This is a genomic window from Streptomyces sp. NPDC014623 (genome assembly GCF_043088245.1).
GTDB lineage: Bacteria > Actinomycetota > Actinomycetes > Streptomycetales > Streptomycetaceae > Streptomyces.
Genome location: NZ_JBIBZU010000020.1, coordinates 120391 through 138353, shown reverse-complemented (window position 1 = coordinate 138353; position 17963 = coordinate 120391). Strand labels below are relative to the sequence as shown.

Below are 17963 nucleotides of genomic sequence, written 5' to 3'. Positions count from 1 at the left end.
GGGGGGGCGGGCCACCCCCCCCAATGCGGGGGCCCCCCCCACGTTTGGGGCCGCCCCCCCGGGGCCCCCCCCCCCCCCCCCCCGGCGACGGCACACGGCGTGTCCGCACGCCCCGGGGCCCTCCGCCGTCGGCCACGGGGCGGACTACCGCCGCACGATCACCGTGGCGGGAAGGCGAGTTCATGCCCGCTGCCCTCCGCCCGCGCACCCGGCGCGTACAGCGGATATGAGTACGCGTGCTCACGCCCCTCCCCTCCGGTCACGGCAGGCTGTACCCAGTCAGCCGCACACCAGAAGGAGCCCGCCATGCGCACGGCCACCCGACTCCGCACCCCGTCCCGCACCAGGCTCGGGCTCGCCCTGGCCGGCGTCACGGTCGCCCTGCTCACCGGCGCCTGCTCCATGCAGGACGCCGTGTGCGGCGGTGGCGAATACCCGGTCCTGGCCGTGGGGAGCGCCGGCAGCGCATGCGTTCCCGACGGCGAGGAGCCGCCCGAGGGCTACGCCCGCTACCCGGAGGGCAAGGTCCCCGAGCACGTGGACGACAAGTGGTACACCTACTGGAACACCCGGACCGTCGACGAGAACGGCAGGACGATCGAGATCCCCGGGGAGAACTAGCTCCCGCCCTCCGCTATCGCCTCCGCGACCTCCGCGACCCGCGCCTGCTCCTCCACCGCGAAACGGTCCCGGTCCAGTTGCTCGGCCACCTCCTCGTCCTGGGCCATCAGCAGGTCCAGGTTCGAGTCGCCCAGCTCGAGGACGCCCATGTCGACGTAGGCCTTCTGGAGCCGTTCGCCCCAGAGGCCGATGTCCTTGACGCAGGGGACGATCCGGCTGAACAGCAGCTTGCGGAAGAGCTGCAGGTACTCCGAGTGCTCGGAGAGGTCCTTGGCCTCCTGCCTGCCTATGCCGAAGTTCTCCAGGACCTCGACGCCGCTGAGGCGGTCGCGCATGAGGTAGCAGCCCTCGATGACGAACTCCTCGCGCTCGCGCAGTTCGGCGTCGCTCAGCTGCTTGTAGTAGTCGCGCAGCGCCATCCGTCCGAAGGCCACGTGCCGGGCCTCGTCCTGCATGACGTAGGCGAGGACCTGTTTGGGCAGCGGCTTGGTCGTGGTGTCGCGGATCATGCCGAACGCGGCGAGTGCCAGCCCCTCGATGAGGACCTGCATGCCGAGGTAGGGCATGTCCCAGCGGGAGTCACGCAGGGTGTCGCCGAGCAGCCCCTGGAGGTTGTCGTTGACCGGGTAGAGCATCCCGATCTTCTCGTGCAGGAAGCGGCCGTAGATCTCCGCGTGCCGGGCCTCGTCCATCGTCTGGGTGGCGGAGTAGAACTTCGCGTCCAGGTCGGGGACGGACTCCACGATCCGGGCGGCGCAGACCATGGCGCCCTGCTCCCCGTGCAGGAACTGGCTGAACTGCCAGGAGGTGTAGTGCTTGCGCAGTTCGCCGCGGTCCCGCTCCGTCATCTTCGCCCAGTGCGGGGTGCCGTGGAGCGTGAGGGCCTCGTCCGGCGTGCCGAGCGGGTCGGCGGGGTCGACCTCCAGGCTCCAGTCGATCCGCTTGTTGCCGTCCCACTGCTTGTCCTTGCCCTTCTGGTAGAGGGCGAGGAGGCGTTCGCGGCCGTCGTCGTAGTCCCAGCTGAACCGGGCCGCGCCCGTGGCGGGTACCTGCCATGCCGGCGCGGGGGGTGCGGTGATGTAGAGGTCGTGTGTCGACACGGACAGCTCCTTCGCCTGGCGAGGGTCGTGCATTCCGTGGTGCTGACGTCAGTTGGCAGGTTCACACGTTGGTAGACACCCGGTCAACAAGTCGCGCACAGGGGATTGACCACCTTGCTGACAGGAGGTCTCATAATGCGTGTCCGGAAACCTGACCGCCGGTAACCCATGTGCGAGGTGCGTTTCAGTCATGACGACAGTGACCGACGAGGACATCCAGGCGCTGCGTGACGCGCTCGGCCCGCTCAAGGACCGCGAACAGGTCGCGGCACGCCTGCTCGAAGCCTCCGCCAAGCACTCCTTCGACCCGGACACCGAGCTCGACTGGGATTCCCCGGCCGAGGACGGCAAGTGGTTCTGGCCGCCCGAGCTGGTCTCCCTCTACGACACCCCGCTGTGGCGGAAGATGTCCGAGGAACAGCGGATGGACCTGGCCCGCCACGAGGCGGCGTCGCTGGCCTCGCTCGGCATCTGGTTCGAGATCATCCTGATGCAGCTGCTCGTCCGGCACATCTACGACAAGTCCGTGACGAGCAAGCACGTCCGCTACGCCCTCACCGAGATAGCCGACGAGTGCCGGCACTCCATGATGTTCGCCCGCATGATCGAGTGGGGCGGGGCGCCCAGCTACCCGGTACCCCGGCGCTACCACAACCTGGCGCGGGTGCTGAAGACCATTTCCACCACCCCCGGCTCGTTCGCCGCGACCCTGCTCGGCGAGGAGATCCTGGACTGGATGCAGCGGCTCACCTTCCCCGACGAGCGCGTCCAGCCGCTCGTACGCGGAGTGACCCGCATCCATGTCGTCGAGGAGGCCCGGCACGTGCGCTACGCACGCGAGGAACTGCGCCGCCAGATGGTGACCGCGCCCCTCTGGGAGCGCCGGCTGACCAGGCTCAACTGCGGGGAGGCGGCACGTGTCTTCTCCGTCTGCTTCGTCAATCCGCAGGTGTACGACAACGTCGGTCTGGACCGCCACGAGGCCGTCGCGCAGGTGAGGGCGAGCGGCCACCGGGCGGAGGTCATGCAGACGGGCGCGAAGCGGCTCACGGACTTCTTCGACGACATCGGTGTGCTCAACGGGGTGGGACGCAGGCTGTGGAAGAGCTCGGGTCTGCTGGCCTGAGGGGGCTCTTGAAGGCACCGCTTAGGCTTCGGGGTATGACCTCCGCACCCGCAGCACCTCCGGCCCGCGCCTACCGACGGCTCGGTGTCGAGGAGCGCCGCGCCCAGCTGCTGGGCGCGGCGCTCACCCTCTTCGCCCACCGGGCGCCGGACGACGTGTCGATCGACGAGGTGGCGGTCGCGGCCGGCGTCTCCCGTCCGCTGGTCTACCGCTACTTCCCCGGCGGCAGGCAGCAGTTGTACGAAGCCGCCCTCGGGTCGGCGGCCGAGCAGCTCACCCTCTGCTTCGCGGAACCCGCCGTCGGCCCGCCCACCGAGCGGGTCAGCCGGGTCCTGGACCGCTACCTGGGCTTCGTCGACCAGCACGACGCCGGTTTCAGCGCGTTGCTGCGCGGCGGCAGCGTGGCCGAGACCTCCCGTACGTCCACGATCGTGGACGGCGTGCGCCGGTCCGCGGCCGAGCAGATCCTGCTCCACCTGGGCCGGGGCACCGGACCGGGGCAGGAGCCCGCCGGGCCACGCCTGCGGATGATGGTGCGCACCTGGATCGCGGCCGTCGAGGCGGCGTCCCTGATCTGGCTGGACGAGGGGAAACAGCCTCCGGCCTCCGCTCTCAGGGCCTGGCTGGTCGACCATCTGATGGCCCTGCTCGCGGTCACCGCCGCCTCGGACGAGGAGACGGACGCCGTGATGGCGGACCTGCTGAGCCAGGAGACCGCCGACGGGCCCGCCGGGCGGCTCGCGACGCTGATCGTCCCGGTGGCGGGCCGGGCCGCGCACCTGCTGCCGCCGGGCTGAGTGACACTGGCCCGGTGAGAAGCGAGAACACGCCCTTCCGCGGCGGCCCCCTGGACGGCCGGGTGCTGCCGGTCCTGCTGGGGCCGACCGGCCATCCGCCCAAGTGGTACGAGGTCCCCGTGCCGGCCGCCGACGGCGGCCCCGCCACCGTGTACGCCTACCGCCGTGCTCCGGCGGGCCGTTCCGAACGGCTCGGGCTGCAGCGCGGCTGGGTGTACGAGTACGCCCCCGGGGGCCGTGAGCGCTTCACCCCCAAGTGGCCCTGGAACAAGCCCCGCAGCGGGTCCTGAGTGTCATCCGTGCCCACGACCGTAAGATCGGCGGTCAGGTGCCGAGGGCACGGTCACTAGGGGGGTGCGCCATGGAGGCGCTGCGTCAGGACGATCCACTCCGCTTCGGCCCGCCCGTCCCCGCCGGGAAGCTGCTCCACACCACGAACCGCAACCAGGAGGTCGGCGCGGTCGAACGGGCGACCGGCAAGCTGCTCTGGCGCCGGTCCACCGAGGTACCGCCCGGTGGCGACGCCCCCGCGCTGGCACTGTGCGGTGGCGGGAGGACGCTGCTCGCCGCGGACGCCTCACAGGTGACCGCGTTCGCCGCGGCGGACGGACGCCGGCTGTGGAAGTTCCAGGACATCGGCGTCCAGGACCCGAAGGGCGCCACGGTCAGCGCGCCCTACCGGGTACTGGCGGCGGGGAAGACCGCCGTCGTGCAGCGGGAGCGGGCGTTCTACGCCTTCCCCGTGGAATGACCCCGTGCGATGCGGGCCGGGGCCTGCGGGCCTCCGCCGTTCGGGCCACGCCCCGGGCGGCACGCAGGGCGGTCCTTGCATCACCCGGGGCCGGGTGACCGGATGGACACGATCCGATCACTTATGGGGTTGTCCGATTAATCGGCATCTCCCCCTGACACCGGAGGTGATCTCGTGTCGGGCAGAGTCGCACGCGCCCTCTGCACGGCGGCGCTGGCCGCGGTCGTCGCCGCCTCCCCCGCCGTCGCCGAACCGTCCGCACCGGACCCCGCACCGGCTTCCGGAGCGGCTCCGCAGAGTGTGGCCGGGCTGCTGAAGCAGCTGCAGACGCTCTACCGGAAGGCCGAGGAGGCCGGTGAGCTCCACAACGCCACCGAGGAGAAGCTGAGGAAGCGGACCGCCGAGGCCAGGAAGCTGCGCACCGAGCTCGCCCGGGCCCGGACGGCACTGGGCGCCGGGCGCCGGGACGCGGGGCGGCTGGCACGTGACCAGTACCAGGGGCGCACCGGCTTCTCCGTGTACCTGCGGCTGCTGCTCGCCGAGGACCCGGCCCGCGCACTGGAACAGGGGCATGTCATCGAGCGCGTCCAGGCCGGCCGGTCGGCCGTGATCGACCGGCTCACCGGCGCGGAGAGACACGCAGAGGCACTGGCGGCCAGGTCCCGCGCGGCACAGAAGCGGCAACGGGTGCTGGCCGCCCGGCAGAAGAAGCAGCGCGACGCCGTGCGGGCCCGGCTGAAGGGCATCGAGGCGGTGCTCGCCTCGCTGTCGGCGGAACAGCTCGCGGCACTGGCGGCGCTGGAGGAGAAGAACATCGACGAGGCGCAGGGCGCGCTGGCCGCCTCGGGGGCGCTCAGCTCGGCACGCCCGCCTTCCGAGGAGGGCGCGGCAGCCGTCCGCTACGCCGTCGAGCAGATCGGCAAGCCGTACGCGTGGGGCGCGGAGGGACCGGAGTCGTACGACTGCTCCGGGCTCACGTCACAGGCGTGGTCGGCTGCGGGCCGGGGGATCCCGCGTACCTCGCAGGAGCAGTGGCGCCGGTTGCCGAGGGTGCCGGTCGGTTCACTGCGCCCCGGTGATCTGGTGGTCTACTTCCCGAAGGCCACCCATGTCGCGCTCTACGTCGGCAACGGCCTCGTGGTGCACGCCCCCAGGCCCGGCGCCGCGGTGAAGGTCTCGCCGGTGGCCTCGAACCCCCTCCTGGGAGCCGTCCGCCCGGACCCGGAGGGCGAGCCGCTGAGCGGGTACAGGCCGCCGGAGCTCCCCGAGGGCGCCGCCTCGGGGCCGGACACGGGGTACGACGCCCCGGGCGCGTGAGAGCCGGGCCGCCGGATCCGTCCACGCCCGCGTGACGGAACGGGACGGCCCGGTCTCCCCACGCGCGGCCGTCAGCCCTGCGCGCCCGAGATCTCGGCGAGGTAGGTGTTCGTCTTCTCCGGCTCGAAGAAGAAGTTGTCGAAGTCCGCCGGGTCGTCGAACCCGTTGGCGAACCGGTCCGCGGCGGGCTGGAGCTGACCGGCCGCGCCGATGAGGTTCAGGACGTGCTCCGGCGGCGGTGCGAGCATCGCGTTCGTCCACTTCACGACGTGCCGGGTCTTCTCCCAGTGCCGTTCGAACGTGGCCTCCATCCACTCCTCGTCGAACGGCCGGTCGCCGTGCTCGAGGATCGAGTGCAGATAGGAGTGGGCGCACTTCGACGCGGTGTTGGAGCCCTGGCCGGTGATCGGGTCGTTGGCGACGACCACGTCCCCCACGCCCAGGACCAGACCGCCACCGGGCAGCCGGCCGACGGGCTTGCGCACGGTCGGGGCGTAACGGCCCGCCAGCGTGCCGTTGGCGTCGGTCAGTTCGACCTCGGTGGCGCGTGCGTATTCCCACGGGGTGTACTTCTTCATGAGCTCCAGTGTCCTGGCGAGGTGCTCCGAGGGGTCCTTGACTCCCTGGAAGGCGTCGAGCGGGCCGCCGGGGACGCCCTCCCAGAACAGGATGTCCGCACGGCCGGACATCGTCAGGGTCGGCATGACGAAGAGTTCACCCACGCCCGGGACCAGGTTGCACCGCACCGCGTCGAACTCGGGGTGCTCCGGGCGGGGGCCCAGACCGTGGACGTAGGCCACGGCCAGCGCGCGCTGCGGAGCGTCGTACGGCGAACGGGAGGCGTCCCGGCCGAACATGGAGACCAGCTCGCCCTTGCCTGCCGAGACCATCACCAGGTCGTACGTCCGGGAGAAGTAGTCCAGGTCGGAGACCGCCGCGCCGTGGATGACGAGTTGTCCGCCGCGCTGGGCGAAGGTCTCCATCCAGCCGGCCATCTTGACGCGCTGGTCGACGGACTGGGCGATGCCGTCCAGCTTGCCGACCCAGTCGATGACACGCGAGGAGTCGGGGCCGGCGACCGAGACCCCGAGACCCTCGATCCGGGGGGCCTGCGGCTCCCAGAAGTTGAGCTGCAGGTCACGCTCGTGCTGGAGAGCCGTGTGGAACATGCACTGCGTCGACATGACCCGGCCCGACCGGATCTCGTCCGCGGTGCGGTTGGACATCAGGGTGACCTCGTACCCGTGGGACTGCAGTCCGAGAGCCAGCTGGAGACCGGACTGGCCGGCTCCGACTATGAGTATCTTCCGCATCGCGGTTCTCCGTTACGTGTGCTGGGCGCGTCTGTCGTTACTCGGGGGCGACATCGAGTGCGTGGCCCACCAGGGCGAGCAGCGACTCGACGACGGTGATCCTCTTGCGCGCATCCATGATCACAACAGGCACGTGCGGAGGTATGGTCAGGGCCTCCCTGACATCGTCCTCCTCGTAACCGGGCGCCCCCTCGAAGTGGTTGACGGCTACGACGTACGGGAGGCCGCAGCTCTCGAAGTAGTCGAGCGCCGCGAAACAGTCGGCGAGGCGCCGGGTGTCGGCCAGGACGACCGCGCCGATCGCGCCGCGCACCAGGTCGTCCCACATGAACCAGAAGCGCTGCTGGCCGGGGGCTCCGAAGACGTAGAGGACGAGGTCGTCGCCCAGGGTGAGGCGTCCGAAGTCCATCGCGACGGTCGTGGTGACCTTGTCGGGCGTGGCGGTGAGGTCGTCGGTCTCCTCACTGGCCTGCGTCATCAGCGCTTCGGTCTGCAGCGGGGTTATCTCGGAGACCGAGCCGACGAAGGTCGTCTTGCCCACGCCGAAACCGCCCGCGACCACGATCTTGGTCGCGATCGGCGCCCGTGTGTGGTCGAGCTGCCAGGCCTGTACCGGGTCGTCGGACCGGTCCTGCGGTCCTCGCTGCCGCGGAGTGAAGAGCGGCGCCTCAGAGACGGCGGAGTCCATCGAGCACCCTTTCGAGCAGCGCGCGGTCGGGCCGGCCGGTGCCGTGACCGGTGCCGAAGACGCGGATCTTTCCCTGGTCGGCCAAGTCGCTGAGAAGTACCCGGACCACACCGAGCGGCATCTTCAGCAGGGCCGAGATCTCCGCGACCGTACGCATGCGGCGGCAGAGTTCGACGATGGCGTGGAGCTCCGGCATGACGCGCGAGGCGAGGTTGCCGTTCGTCAGCTCGCGGCGTTCCTCCGGGGCGTCCAGCGCGGCGACGCACGTCTCGACGAGCAGGACGTGGCCGAAGCGGGTACGGCCTCCGGTGAGGGAGTACGGACGGACTCGTGCGACCTTGCGGCCGGCACCCCGCACGGGGAGTTTTCGTACGGGTTCAGCAGCTGACGTCACTGGGTGCTCTCCATCGATTTGCGCAGCTCGCTGCGGAGTTCGGGGGTGAGTACGTGTCCGGCGCGGCCGACGAAGAGTGCCATGTGGTAGGCGACGACACTCATGTCGCAGTCAGGGGTGGCGTGCACACCGAGCAGGGAACCGTCGCTGATCGACATGACGAAGACGCTGCCCTCGTCCATCGCGACCATCGTCTGCTTGACGCCTCCGCCGTCCATCAGCTTGGCCGCCCCGATCGTGAGGGAGCCGATGCCGGAGACGATGGTGGCGAGGTCGGCGCTGGAACCCCTGGGGCCCGTCCGCCGTCCTGCCGCCTTGGCTGTCGTGAGACCGGGGTCCGAGGAGAGCAGCATCAGCCCGTCGGACGAGACGACGGTGACCGAGTGGACCCCTGGCACCTCCTCCACGAGATTGCTCAGCAACCAGTGAAGGTTCCGGGCCTCGGTACTCAGCCCGAATGTGCTGGGCGCAGTCAACTGCGTGCCTCCTCGACTGTGTCCCCCGTCTCATCGATTCGACCGTCGTTACGGTCGTGGTCGGTCTGTGTGCCGCCTGCCCCGATCTCTGCCTCGACGTCTCGGCGGCCGTCCTTCGCTCCCTGGTGGAAGCCTCCGAGCCGGCGGCGCAGGGCTTCCTTGTCCAGGCTCCCCTTGTGCTCGGTGACCGGGGCCGACGGCGGCGCGGTGATCCTGGGGGTGCGCTTGGGCAGCCCCTTGTCCGTGAGGCGCTCGGGTTGCGGTGCCGGGTCGGGCACCTCCTCGCCCAGGCCGGTCAGCGGCTGCCGGGGGCCCGGGAGCGGATCGGCGGCCGGAGCGGGACCGGGTGCGGGGGCCGTGTCGGCGACGTGCTCGTGGCGCTCGGGCCCGATGGCGTACGGACTCGGGGCGTCCGGGGACGGAACATCCGGAGCCGGAGCGTCCGGAGCCGGAGCGTCCGGGCTCGGAGCGCCCGGCTGTCCGGGCAGCCGGACCTGCATCGTGGTCTCGGCCTCGGACTCGGACTCGGGCTCCTCCCGGACCGCGGGCGCGGGGGCGGACTCGGAGGCCGCCTCGGCGGGGGCGGGCGTCGTGGGCGGCGTCGCTGCGGTATCCGGCGCCGCGGGCTGCGGGCCCGCCGCCCGCAGGGTCCGCTCGGCTGCCGCGATCAGCGGGTCCCCGGCGGGGGGTGCGGAACGGGGCGGCAGGGCATGGGAGTTGGCCTCGGCGACCGAGCCCGGCAGATTCAGCGTGGGCGCGTCCCCGGGCGGCTGCACGGACGACGAAGACGCTACGGGCGGCGTCTTGGGAAGCAGTGCCTGCGGCAGGACGACGACCGCGGTCACCCCGTTCCCCTTCTGCTCGCGCAGCTGCACCCGTACGCCGTGGCGGGCCGCCAGCAGTGAGGTCACCTGGAGGCCCAGCCCGGCGCCGTCCGCGGCCTGTTCACCTGCCTCGAAGGACGCCGGATCGGCCAGCCTGGCATTGAGTTCACCCATCCGGACCGCCGACATGCCGATGCCCTCGTCCTGCACGGAGAGCATCACCTCCCCGGTCTCCAGGAGCCAGCCGGAGAGCTCGACATGGGAGTCGGGCGGGGAGAAGGAGGTGGCGTTCTCCAGGAGTTCGGCGAGGAGGTGGCTCAGGTCGTCGGCGGCGAATCCCGCGACCTGGGCGTGCGGCGGCAGGGACTGGATGGTGACCCGCTCGTACCGCTCGATCTCGCTGACCGCGGCGCGCAGCACGTCGACGAGGGGGATCGGCCCCGCGTGCCCCTGGCTGTGATCGGTCCCGGCGAGAACCAGCATGTTCTCGCTGTGGCGCCGCATGACGGTAGCCATGTGGTCCAGCTTGTAGAGGGTCGCCAGACGCTCCGTGTCCTGCTCGCGCTCCTCCAGTCCCTCGATGACTCCGAGCTGCCGCTCGACGAGGCCGAGCGTGCGCAGCGACAGGTTGACGAAGGTGTGGTGGACCGTGTTCCGCAGCCGCTCGAGCTGCCCGGTGAGTTCCGCCACCCGGACCTGGAGTTCGGCCCGCTGGAGCGTGAGGGCCTCACGGTCCGCGATCAGTTCGCCGCGCTCGGTCTCCATGCTCTCGAGCCGGCCGGTGACATCGTGGTGCAGCCCGTGCAGCTTGCCGTGCAGAGCGTTGATGGATCGGACGACCTGGGCGAATTCGTCGTTGCGCCCCGTGTAGCGGACCGGTTCGGCGGTCTCCGGCTCGGCGGCGATGCGCCCGGCGCCGATCCGCAGGACGGCGAGCGGCTGGGTGAGGGTGCGGGCGACGGCGGTGGACACGCCGACGGCGACCAGCAGGCAGCCGCCGAGCAGGGCGAGGCGGAGTTCCAGCGCGGTGACGTCGTCGTCGCGCAGCCCTTCCAGCCGCTCGACCTGCGCGGCGCCCAGGGCGGACTCGACCCCGCGCATCCGGTCGATCCGGGCGGAGAGCGCCGCCTCGACCTTCTCGGGGTCGGCTTCCCGGTCGGCTTCCGAGAGCTCGGGGCGGTCGGTGAACCGGGTGAGGTACTTCTCCGCGCCGGTGACTTCGGGACCGGTGACCGTGGAGGCCAGCTTGTCCCGCCCCGAGCGCCCGGCGGCCTGGTCGAAGTCGGCGAGGAAGGCGAGCTCGCGCACCCGTGACTGCTGGGCGGCGGCGCTCAGTTCGCCGCGGGCGCGGTCACCCTCGCTGCCGCCCGTGTCCTCGCCCCGGACCGGCAGGCCGGTGACCGGGTCGGTCTGCTGCGAGGGCTCCGTGCCGGGCACGGCGAGCGCGGCCAGAAGGAGCCCCCGGGTGGCGGAGGCCTGCTCCACGGCACCGCCCAGGGCGAGCGGCGCGCGGGTGGCGTCGGCGGCACGCGGCGGAGTCTTCTCGGCCAGTTCCTCGGCGAGGTCGTGGAGCTTGGCGATGACGTCGGAGTACGCCTGGTACGCCTCCATCGCCGAACCCTCCCCGGTGAGGGCGGTCCGGCGGAGCGAGGGGATGGCGGCGAGGTCCCGGCGCAGGGTGGCCGGGGCGGCCTCCCTGATCTCGTCCACCTGCTGGTCCACGCGGGCCGCGGGGCTCGTGGTGCCGCCCTCGCCGTCCTCGTCCGCACGGCCGCCCGCGATGTGGGCGATGACCTCGTCCCGCTCGTCCGCGAGGGAGTGCGCGAGGGTGATCGCCTGCTGGTTCAGCTCGGCGAGCGTGACGAGCCGCTGGGACTCGTTGAGATCGGAGGATGCGCTCAGGGCCGCGGGGGCACCTGCGGCGATGACGGTGATCCCTACGACGGCGACGCCGGCGACGAGCCGGCTCCGCACCCGCACGGCCCGTTTGGCGGCACCTGCTGCCTGAGGCATCGCCTCGGACTCCTCGCGCGTGCTGTCCTTGCTCCGAGGCCGCTTCTTCTGCACCGGTGCTCGCAATCTTGACTCGTCCGCCCTTGAAGCAGAGGTGACGCACGGTCACGTGATGGGCACCCCGCCCTGGTGTGCGTCGTACGACTTCCGACCATTCCAGTGCTTTTGGGAGGGGGCCGCGCATCAACCGCTCCGCCACTCGAACGAGTGAACATCACTTCGGAGTTGACGAACAAGTCTCCCCACCGGCACCGCAGGGTATGCACGGACCGCCGGGTGGAACTTCGGGCCAGGCTTTGGCAGTATGCCCGCCCGCATATGCCGGGGCCCGGGATTCCGCCGATGAGGGCCGTCCGACCTGCTGGTACCGTTCGATCGCGGGATCGTGCAGGCGTCGTGAAGACATCGTGCAGACTGGCCGGATGCGCATCGAACTCGCCACCGGGCCCGGCAGCCCCGAACGCCCCAACGAGGACTGGGTGTCGGTCGCCGCTCCCGCGGCAGGCCAGGGTGGCACCCTCGTCCTGCTCGACGGCGTCACACCCCTTCCCGACGGCGGCGGCTGTGTGCACTCGGTTCCGTGGTTCACCGCCCGGCTCGGGGGCGCCCTGGCCGAACTGTCCGCTTCGCGGCGGGATCTGACACTGGCCGAGATCCTCTCGTCGTCCATCCGGCGCACCGCCGACACACACCGTCCCCTGTGTGACCTTTCTCACCCACGTACACCTCAGGCAACAGTGGTCCTGGCGCGTTGGGACGACGAGCGGATCGAGCACCTGGTGCTCTCCGACTCGGTCCTGCTCGTCGAGGCGGCCGACGGCACGGTCCGGCCGCTGCTGGACGACCGGCTCGACCGGTTGCCGGCGGGTTCGCTGCTCTCGGACGAGATCGCGGACGCCCGGGTCCGGAACAAGGAGGGCGGTTTCTTCACCGCGGCCGCGGACCCCTCGGTCTCCTCACGCGCGGTGACCGGCGAGACGCCCCGGTCCCAGGTCCGGGCACTGGCGGCACTGACCGACGGGGCGAGCCGCTGGACGGAGAAATTCCGGGAAGGCGACTGGGCGGCCGTGCTGAGGGTGCTGCGCAAGGAGGGGCCGCAGGGGCTCATCGACCGGGTCAGGGAGCTGGAACGGGCCGACACCGACCGCGTGCACCTGCGCCGCAGCAAGACACATGACGACGCGACGGCGGTCCTCGTCGAGCTGTAGCGGCCCCCGCGGACGCCGGGCCCGCCCCTCGCCGGCCCTTCGGGCCCTTGCCGCACCGGCCCGTCCGGTCCCGCCGGAGGTGGACCGCCCGGACGGCACCGGGGCCCGGCGCCTCAGCCCTCGGCACGCTCGTTCAAGTGGTGCAGCAGCCGGGCCAGCTCCGCGACCTCGGCCCGGTCCCAGCCGGCGAGCTTGCGGGCGTACCGGCCCCGGCGTGCGTCACGGACGCTGCGGAAGCGCGCGAGCCCCTCCTCGGTGAGGCGGACGAGCGAAGCGCGTCCGTCCGCCGGATCGGTCTCCCGTGCCACCAGGCCGAGATCCGCCAGGGCCCGCAGCTGGCGGCTCATGGTCGCCTTGCCCACCCCGAAGTAGGCGGCGAGATCCGTGGCACGCTGCCGGCCGGCCGACTCCAGACGCACGAGCAGCCCGTAAGCGGCGGCTTCCAGATCCGGATGGACCTCACGGGCCATCTCCCCCGAGTTGGCCCGGGCCCGCCGCAGGAACACGGCCAACTCCCGTTCCAGGGCGAGGAATTCATGGTCCACACCGTTTCCGGACATGGCGCCGGGTTCGCCGCCGCTTCCGCTCCCGTGCACGTCAGCACCCCTCACACGCTTTCCCGCCGATGAAACTTTCCTTCGACTCCGGCCATCGCCGCAGCTGAGCCAGTATTTCGCAGGCGTAGACCTCCGGCAGCGGCCAGGACCCCTTCCGGGGCCCGGGTCTACGTGCGTAGCTTCATGAGGACCGTGAATGGCATGTCCATTCCATGACGGACATGCCGCAGGAGTGTCCCGCACCCGCTCCCCGGCCATGAGCTCCCCCACCGAGCCCTCGGAGGCACGCAATGCCCGTGCACAGATCCGGAACCGCAGCACCTCGCCGCCACCGCCTCTCCGCGGCGGGCGCACCGCTCGCCGCCCTCGCTCTTCTGCTCGCACTGCCCGGCGCGGCTTCCGCCGACGGACTCCCGGCCGTCCTCGAACGGGGCACGGCGAGGATGGGCCAGGGTGTGATCGCCCACGACGGACGGGGAAGCGGCACCCCCGCCGGCACGTCGGCCGTCCAGACCGAAGGCGTGGACGTCAGCGGCCACCAGGGCGACGTCGCGTGGCCGGCCCTGTGGAACAGCGGCGTGAAGTGGGCCTACGTCAAAGCCACCGAGGGGACGTACTACAAGAACACGTACTTCACGCAGCAGTACACCGGTTCCTACAACGTCGGCATGATCCGGGGCGCCTACCACTTCGCCACTCCGGACACGACGAGCGGAGCGGCCCAGGCGAACTACTTCGTGGACAACGGCGGCGGCTGGTCCAGGGACGGCAGGACGCTGCCCGGGGTGCTGGACATCGAGTGGAATCCGTACGGCGCACAGTGTTACGGCAAGACCCAGGCGGGCATGGCCGCCTGGATCCGCGACTTCGTGAACACCTACAAGGCGCGCACCGGTCGTGACCCGGTGATCTACACCGCGACCAGCTGGTGGAAGGACTGCACGGGCAACAACGCGGGCTTCGGCGGCACCAATCCGCTCTGGGTGGCCCGTTACAACACCACGGTCGGTGAGCTCCCGGCCGGCTGGAGCTACTACACGATGTGGCAGTACACGTCATCGGGCCCCACGGTCGGTGACCACAACCGCTTCAACGGCGCGCTGGACCGCGTGGTGGCGCTCGCGAACGGCTGACCCCTCACGACGCGGGCCGGACCGGGTTCCCCGCCGACCCCCGGATCACCGGGAACCGGCTCCGCGTCGCACCCCCTGGGGCCCGCCCGCACGCGGAACGGCCCGCCCTCCCGGGGGAGGGCGGGCCGTCCGTACCGGCCGTCGGCGTGGTGCCACGCCCGTCACAGCGTGACGCCTACGCGGCGGCCGGGATCCTGTCCTGCACCCTGGCCGAGGCCGGGGCGAGCGCGATCTCCAGCACCTGACGGACATCGGTCACCGGGTGGACCTCCAGGGTGTCGAGGACCTCCGCCGGGACGTCGTCCAGGTCGGCCTCGTTGCGCTTGGGGATCACCACGGTGGTGATGCCGGCCCGGTGTGCGGCCAGCAGCTTCTGCTTCAGGCCACCGATGGGGAGCACCCGTCCGGTCAGCGACACCTCACCGGTCATGGCCACGTCCGTCCGGACGAGCCGCCCCGAGAGCAGGGAGGCCAGCGCCGTCGTCATGGTGATACCGGCGCTCGGACCGTCCTTGGGGACCGCGCCCGCCGGGAAGTGGATGTGCGTGCCCCGGTCCTTGAGATCCGCGACCGGAAGCTCCAGCTCCGCGCCGTGCGAACGCAGGAAGCTCAGCGCGATCTGTGCGGACTCCTTCATCACGTCGCCGAGCTGACCGGTGAGGGTGAGTCCGGCCGCCCCGGTCTCCGGGTCGGCCAGCGACGCCTCCACGAACAGCACGTCGCCTCCCGCGCCGGTCACCGCGAGCCCGGTGGCCACCCCCGGCACCGCGGTGCGGCGCTCGGACGGGTCCTGGGCGGACTCCGGTACGTGGTGCGGCCGGCCGATCAGCCCCCGCAGGTCCTTCTCGGACACCGTGAACGGAAGCTCCCGCTCACCCAGTTCGTGCTGGGCCGCGATCTTCCGGAGCAGCCTCCCCACGGCCCGCTCCAGATTCCGCACCCCGGCCTCACGGGTGTACTCGCCGGCCAGCTTGCGCAGCGCCGACTCGTCGAGGCCGACCTCCCCCTTCTCCAGACCGGCCCGGTCCAGCTGGCGCGGGAGCAGGTGGTCACGGGCGATGACGACCTTCTCGTCCTCGGTGTACCCGTCCAGAGTGACCAGCTCCATGCGGTCGAGCAGAGCCTCCGGAATGGCTTCGAGGACGTTGGCCGTGGCCAGGAAAACGACGTCACTGAGGTCGAGTTCGACCTCCAGGTAATGGTCGCGGAAGGTGTGGTTCTGTGCCGGGTCGAGCACTTCGAGCAGGGCTGCCGCCGGGTCGCCCCGGAAGTCCGAGCCGACCTTGTCGATCTCGTCGAGCAGGATGACCGGATTCATCGAACCGGCCTCCTTGACGGCCCGGACGATGCGTCCCGGGAGCGCGCCGACGTACGTGCGCCGGTGGCCCCGGATCTCCGCCTCGTCCCGGACACCGCCGAGCGCGACCCGGACGAACTTGCGCCCCATGGCGTGCGCCACGGACTCGCCGAGCGAGGTCTTCCCCACACCGGGCGGACCGACCAGCGCCAGCACGGCACCACCCCGCCGGCCGCCGACCACACCGAGCCCGCGGTCGGCACGCCGCTTGCGCACCGCGAGGTATTCGGTGATGCGCTCCTTCACGTCCTGCAGGCCCGCGTGTTCGGCGTCGAGGATCTCCCGCGCACCACGGATGTCGTAGGCGTCCTCGGTCCGCTCGGTCCAGGGCAGCTCCAGGACGGTGTCCAGCCAGGTCCGGATCCAGGACCCCTCGGGACTCTGGTCGGAGGAGCGCTCCAGCTTCTCGACCTCCTTGAGCGCGGCCTCACGGACGTGCCCGGGGAGATCGGCGGCCTCGACGCGCGCGCGGTAGTCGTCCGACTCGCCCTCCGGATCGCCGTTGAGCTCGGAGAGTTCCTTGCGCACGGCGTCGAGCTGGCGCCTCAGCAGGAATTCGCGCTGCTGCTTGTCGACGCCCTCCTGGACGTCCTTGGCGATCGACTCGGCGACATCCTGCTCGGCGAGGTGCTCGCCGAGCCACTTGACGGCCAGCTTCAGCCGGGCGACCGCGTCGGCGGTCTCCAGCAACTGGACCTTCTGGGCGGTGGTGAGGAAGGGTGAGTAACCGGAATTGTCGGCGAGAGCGGAGATGTCGTCGATCTGCTGGACCCGGTCCACGACCTGCCAGGCGCCGCGCTTCTTCAGCCAGCTGGTGGCGAGTGCCTTGTACTCCTTGGCCAGCTCGGCGGCGGAGCCGGGCAGAGGATCGGGCACGGCCACGTCGATCCGCGTGCCCTCCACCCACAGCGCGTTGCCGGGCCCACTGGTCCCGGCGCCGATCCGCACCCGGTCGCGGGCCCTGATGAGGGCGCCCGGGTCCCCGTCCGACAGCCGTCCGACCTGCTCGACGGTGCCCAGGACACCGGTCCCGGTGTAATTGCCGTCGATACGCGGTACGAGCAGCACCTCGGGCTTTCCACCCCCGGTGCGGGCTACGGCCTGGGCTGCTTCGACGGCGGCACGCACCTCCGCGTCCGACAGGTCGAGCGGCACCACCATTCCCGGCAGCACGACCTCGTCGTCGAGCGGCAGCACGGGCAGGTCGACCGGCGTGATCGCCCGGGACGCATTGGACTCAGCAGTCATGATCTCCCCTTCGGCAGGCAAGTTGAGCTATGTGGACTCAATGCTTGTGAGCCCCTGAATGTTCCCCGGGTTGCGTTCGCTCTCAGCGATCAAGGGCCGTGCCGGGCTCCCGCCTGCGAAACTCCGCGCATGGGCGAGGAGAGCGGCACGGAGGACAAAGGGCTCGCGGCGGACGGGACGATCCGCCGCGAAGGCGCCACCGAGCGCGTGCACGCGGCCTTCGCCCCGGTGGTCGAGGCGGCCCGCCTCCGCGTCGCCGACGCGTTCGGCCCCGGCCGGCTGCACAGCGTCTACCTCTACGGCAGCGTTCCGCGGGGCACGGCCATTCCCGGGGTGTCCGACCTGGACCTGCTCGTGGTCCTGCACGACCGGCCCACCGCCGCGGACCGGGCGGCGGCCGAGGACACCAGCGGCGCCCTGAATTCCGCGTTCGCGGTGATCGAGGGAGCCGGCCTGCTCCTCTCGCACGTCCACGCCGTGCTCAGCGAGGCGGAGCGTCACGACCTCGGTTTCCTCGTCGCCTGCCTGTGCACCCCGCTGCTGGGCGAGGACCTCGCCACGCGTCTGCCGCCTTACCGCCCCACCTCGCTGCTCGCCCGCGAGACGAACGGCGATCTGGCACTCGCGCTCCCCCGTTGGCGCGCCCTCGCCGCCGGCGCCGCGACCGAGGAGGCGCGCCTGCGACTGGGCCGACGCGTCTCCCGCCGCCTCGTCCGGTCGGCGTTCACCCTGGTCATGCCGCGCTGGGGCGGCTGGACGAGCGATCTGCACCGGTCCGCCGAACTCTTCGCGCGCTACCACCCGGGCCACCCGGAACGCGTCGCGCAGGTCCGCACCGCCGCCGCAACGGCCCGGACGCCGTCGCCGGATCCGGCCGTGCTCACGATGCTCGTCGAGGATCTGGGCCCCTGGCTGTCCGCCGAGTACACCCGGGCCCACGGGACGAAAACGCCCCGCCCCGAAGGGTGAGACCGTGTAAATCCACTGGTCCCGGGGCGGGCGGCGGGGAAAACTGAGGCGGCCGGAGCCAGAACCACCCG

The 17963-nt window shown here is 71.4% G+C and carries 17 protein-coding genes; 9 read left to right on the top strand and 8 right to left on the bottom strand.

The annotated features are described in order from the left end of the window. Positions 1-306: 306 nt before the first annotated feature. Positions 307-621 carry an SCO0607 family lipoprotein gene (locus ACF1FZ_RS27900; protein ID WP_391776143.1) on the top strand — a complete coding sequence of 105 codons (315 nt, stop codon included), beginning with the start codon at positions 307-309 and terminating at the stop codon, positions 619-621. Here ACF1FZ_RS27900 and ACF1FZ_RS27895 read toward each other — a convergent pair. Next, positions 618-1721: a ferritin-like domain-containing protein gene (locus ACF1FZ_RS27895; protein ID WP_391776142.1), complete on the bottom strand. Its 1104-nt coding sequence runs from the start codon at positions 1719-1721 to the stop codon at positions 618-620. The two genes, ACF1FZ_RS27900 and ACF1FZ_RS27895, sit on opposite strands and share 4 nt — an antisense overlap. A gap of 190 nt (positions 1722-1911) precedes the next feature. Between ACF1FZ_RS27895 and ACF1FZ_RS27890 the strand changes: the two genes are divergently transcribed. From ACF1FZ_RS27890 to ACF1FZ_RS27870, 5 genes are all read left to right on the top strand, one after another. Next, entirely contained in the window at positions 1912-2847 is a 936-nt protein-coding gene (locus ACF1FZ_RS27890) for a diiron oxygenase (RefSeq protein ID WP_391776141.1), read from the top strand. A 35-nt stretch (positions 2848-2882) separates the two neighbouring features. Then, complete coding sequence (locus ACF1FZ_RS27885; RefSeq protein ID WP_391776140.1) at positions 2883-3644, top strand: TetR/AcrR family transcriptional regulator; 762 nt, start codon at positions 2883-2885, stop codon at positions 3642-3644. A gap of 14 nt (positions 3645-3658) precedes the next feature. Continuing rightward, positions 3659-3934, top strand: coding sequence for a hypothetical protein (locus ACF1FZ_RS27880; RefSeq protein ID WP_391776139.1), 276 nt, complete (start codon positions 3659-3661; stop codon positions 3932-3934). Next, positions 3901-4395, top strand: a complete 495-nt coding sequence (locus tag ACF1FZ_RS27875) for a PQQ-binding-like beta-propeller repeat protein (protein WP_391776138.1) — start codon at positions 3901-3903, stop codon at positions 4393-4395. Before ACF1FZ_RS27880 ends, ACF1FZ_RS27875 begins: the two co-directional genes overlap by 34 nt. Before the next feature lie 174 nt (positions 4396-4569). Further along, positions 4570-5712: an NlpC/P60 family protein gene (locus tag ACF1FZ_RS27870; RefSeq protein ID WP_391776137.1), complete on the top strand. Its 1143-nt coding sequence runs from the start codon at positions 4570-4572 to the stop codon at positions 5710-5712. A gap of 71 nt (positions 5713-5783) precedes the next feature. Here the strand turns inward: ACF1FZ_RS27870 and ACF1FZ_RS27865 are convergent, their stop codons facing one another. From ACF1FZ_RS27865 to ACF1FZ_RS27845, 5 genes are read right to left on the bottom strand one after another with little or no spacing between them, the layout of a single operon-like run. Next, complete coding sequence (locus ACF1FZ_RS27865) at positions 5784-7025, bottom strand: styrene monooxygenase/indole monooxygenase family protein (protein ID WP_391776136.1); 1242 nt, start codon at positions 7023-7025, stop codon at positions 5784-5786. 37 nt (positions 7026-7062) lie between these two features. After that, positions 7063-7713, bottom strand: a complete 651-nt coding sequence (locus ACF1FZ_RS27860; protein ID WP_391776135.1) for an ATP/GTP-binding protein — start codon at positions 7711-7713, stop codon at positions 7063-7065. Further along, on the bottom strand, positions 7694-8107 hold the full coding sequence (locus ACF1FZ_RS27855) for a DUF742 domain-containing protein (RefSeq protein ID WP_391776134.1): 414 nt from the start codon (positions 8105-8107) through the stop codon (positions 7694-7696). The genes ACF1FZ_RS27860 and ACF1FZ_RS27855 overlap by 20 nt, the downstream gene beginning before the upstream one ends. Then, on the bottom strand, positions 8104-8583 hold the full coding sequence (locus ACF1FZ_RS27850; RefSeq protein ID WP_391776133.1) for a roadblock/LC7 domain-containing protein: 480 nt from the start codon (positions 8581-8583) through the stop codon (positions 8104-8106). The genes ACF1FZ_RS27855 and ACF1FZ_RS27850 overlap by 4 nt, the downstream gene beginning before the upstream one ends. Next, positions 8580-11474, bottom strand: coding sequence for a nitrate- and nitrite sensing domain-containing protein (locus tag ACF1FZ_RS27845; RefSeq protein WP_391776132.1), 2895 nt, complete (start codon positions 11472-11474; stop codon positions 8580-8582). Before ACF1FZ_RS27845 ends, ACF1FZ_RS27850 begins: the two co-directional genes overlap by 4 nt. Before the next feature lie 368 nt (positions 11475-11842). On the opposite strand from ACF1FZ_RS27845, the gene ACF1FZ_RS27840 reads away from it, so the two are divergent. Continuing rightward, complete coding sequence (locus tag ACF1FZ_RS27840) at positions 11843-12628, top strand: hypothetical protein (RefSeq protein WP_391776131.1); 786 nt, start codon at positions 11843-11845, stop codon at positions 12626-12628. 113 nt (positions 12629-12741) lie between these two features. Here the strand turns inward: ACF1FZ_RS27840 and ACF1FZ_RS27835 are convergent, their stop codons facing one another. Next, positions 12742-13188, bottom strand: coding sequence for a MarR family winged helix-turn-helix transcriptional regulator (locus ACF1FZ_RS27835; protein ID WP_391776130.1), 447 nt, complete (start codon positions 13186-13188; stop codon positions 12742-12744). Positions 13189-13475: 287 nt separating this feature from the next. Between ACF1FZ_RS27835 and ACF1FZ_RS27830 the strand changes: the two genes are divergently transcribed. Then, positions 13476-14318, top strand: a complete 843-nt coding sequence (locus ACF1FZ_RS27830) for a lysozyme (RefSeq protein ID WP_391776129.1) — start codon at positions 13476-13478, stop codon at positions 14316-14318. Positions 14319-14493: 175 nt separating this feature from the next. Here ACF1FZ_RS27830 and lon read toward each other — a convergent pair whose 3' ends face one another. After that, the gene (gene lon, locus ACF1FZ_RS27825) at positions 14494-16923 is read right to left on the bottom strand and encodes an endopeptidase La (RefSeq protein WP_391776128.1); all 2430 of its coding nucleotides are present in this window, start codon (positions 16921-16923) and stop codon (positions 14494-14496) included. 129 nt (positions 16924-17052) lie between these two features. Here lon and ACF1FZ_RS27820 point away from each other — a divergent pair, with 129 nt between their 5' ends. After that, positions 17053-17892, top strand: a complete 840-nt coding sequence (locus ACF1FZ_RS27820) for a nucleotidyltransferase domain-containing protein (RefSeq protein WP_391776127.1) — start codon at positions 17053-17055, stop codon at positions 17890-17892. Positions 17893-17963: the final 71 nt, after the last annotated feature.

What these genes read in the sequence shown, in the direction of transcription:
- ACF1FZ_RS27900 (WP_391776143.1), top strand. Translation starts at nt 307, where the DNA reads ATGCGCACGGCCACCCGACTCCGCACCCCGTCCCGCACCAGGCTCGGG.
- lon (WP_391776128.1), bottom strand. Translation starts at nt 16,923, where the DNA reads ATGACTGCTGAGTCCAATGCGTCCCGGGCGATCACGCCGGTCGACCTG.
- ACF1FZ_RS27840 (WP_391776131.1), top strand. Translation starts at nt 11,843, where the DNA reads ATGCGCATCGAACTCGCCACCGGGCCCGGCAGCCCCGAACGCCCCAAC.
- ACF1FZ_RS27865 (WP_391776136.1), bottom strand. Translation starts at nt 7,025, where the DNA reads ATGCGGAAGATACTCATAGTCGGAGCCGGCCAGTCCGGTCTCCAGCTG.
- ACF1FZ_RS27835 (WP_391776130.1), bottom strand. Translation starts at nt 13,188, where the DNA reads ATGTCCGGAAACGGTGTGGACCATGAATTCCTCGCCCTGGAACGGGAG.
- ACF1FZ_RS27885 (WP_391776140.1), top strand. Translation starts at nt 2,883, where the DNA reads ATGACCTCCGCACCCGCAGCACCTCCGGCCCGCGCCTACCGACGGCTC.
- ACF1FZ_RS27890 (WP_391776141.1), top strand. Translation starts at nt 1,912, where the DNA reads ATGACGACAGTGACCGACGAGGACATCCAGGCGCTGCGTGACGCGCTC.
- ACF1FZ_RS27820 (WP_391776127.1), top strand. Translation starts at nt 17,053, where the DNA reads ATGGGCGAGGAGAGCGGCACGGAGGACAAAGGGCTCGCGGCGGACGGG.
- ACF1FZ_RS27830 (WP_391776129.1), top strand. Translation starts at nt 13,476, where the DNA reads ATGCCCGTGCACAGATCCGGAACCGCAGCACCTCGCCGCCACCGCCTC.
- ACF1FZ_RS27860 (WP_391776135.1), bottom strand. Translation starts at nt 7,713, where the DNA reads ATGGACTCCGCCGTCTCTGAGGCGCCGCTCTTCACTCCGCGGCAGCGA.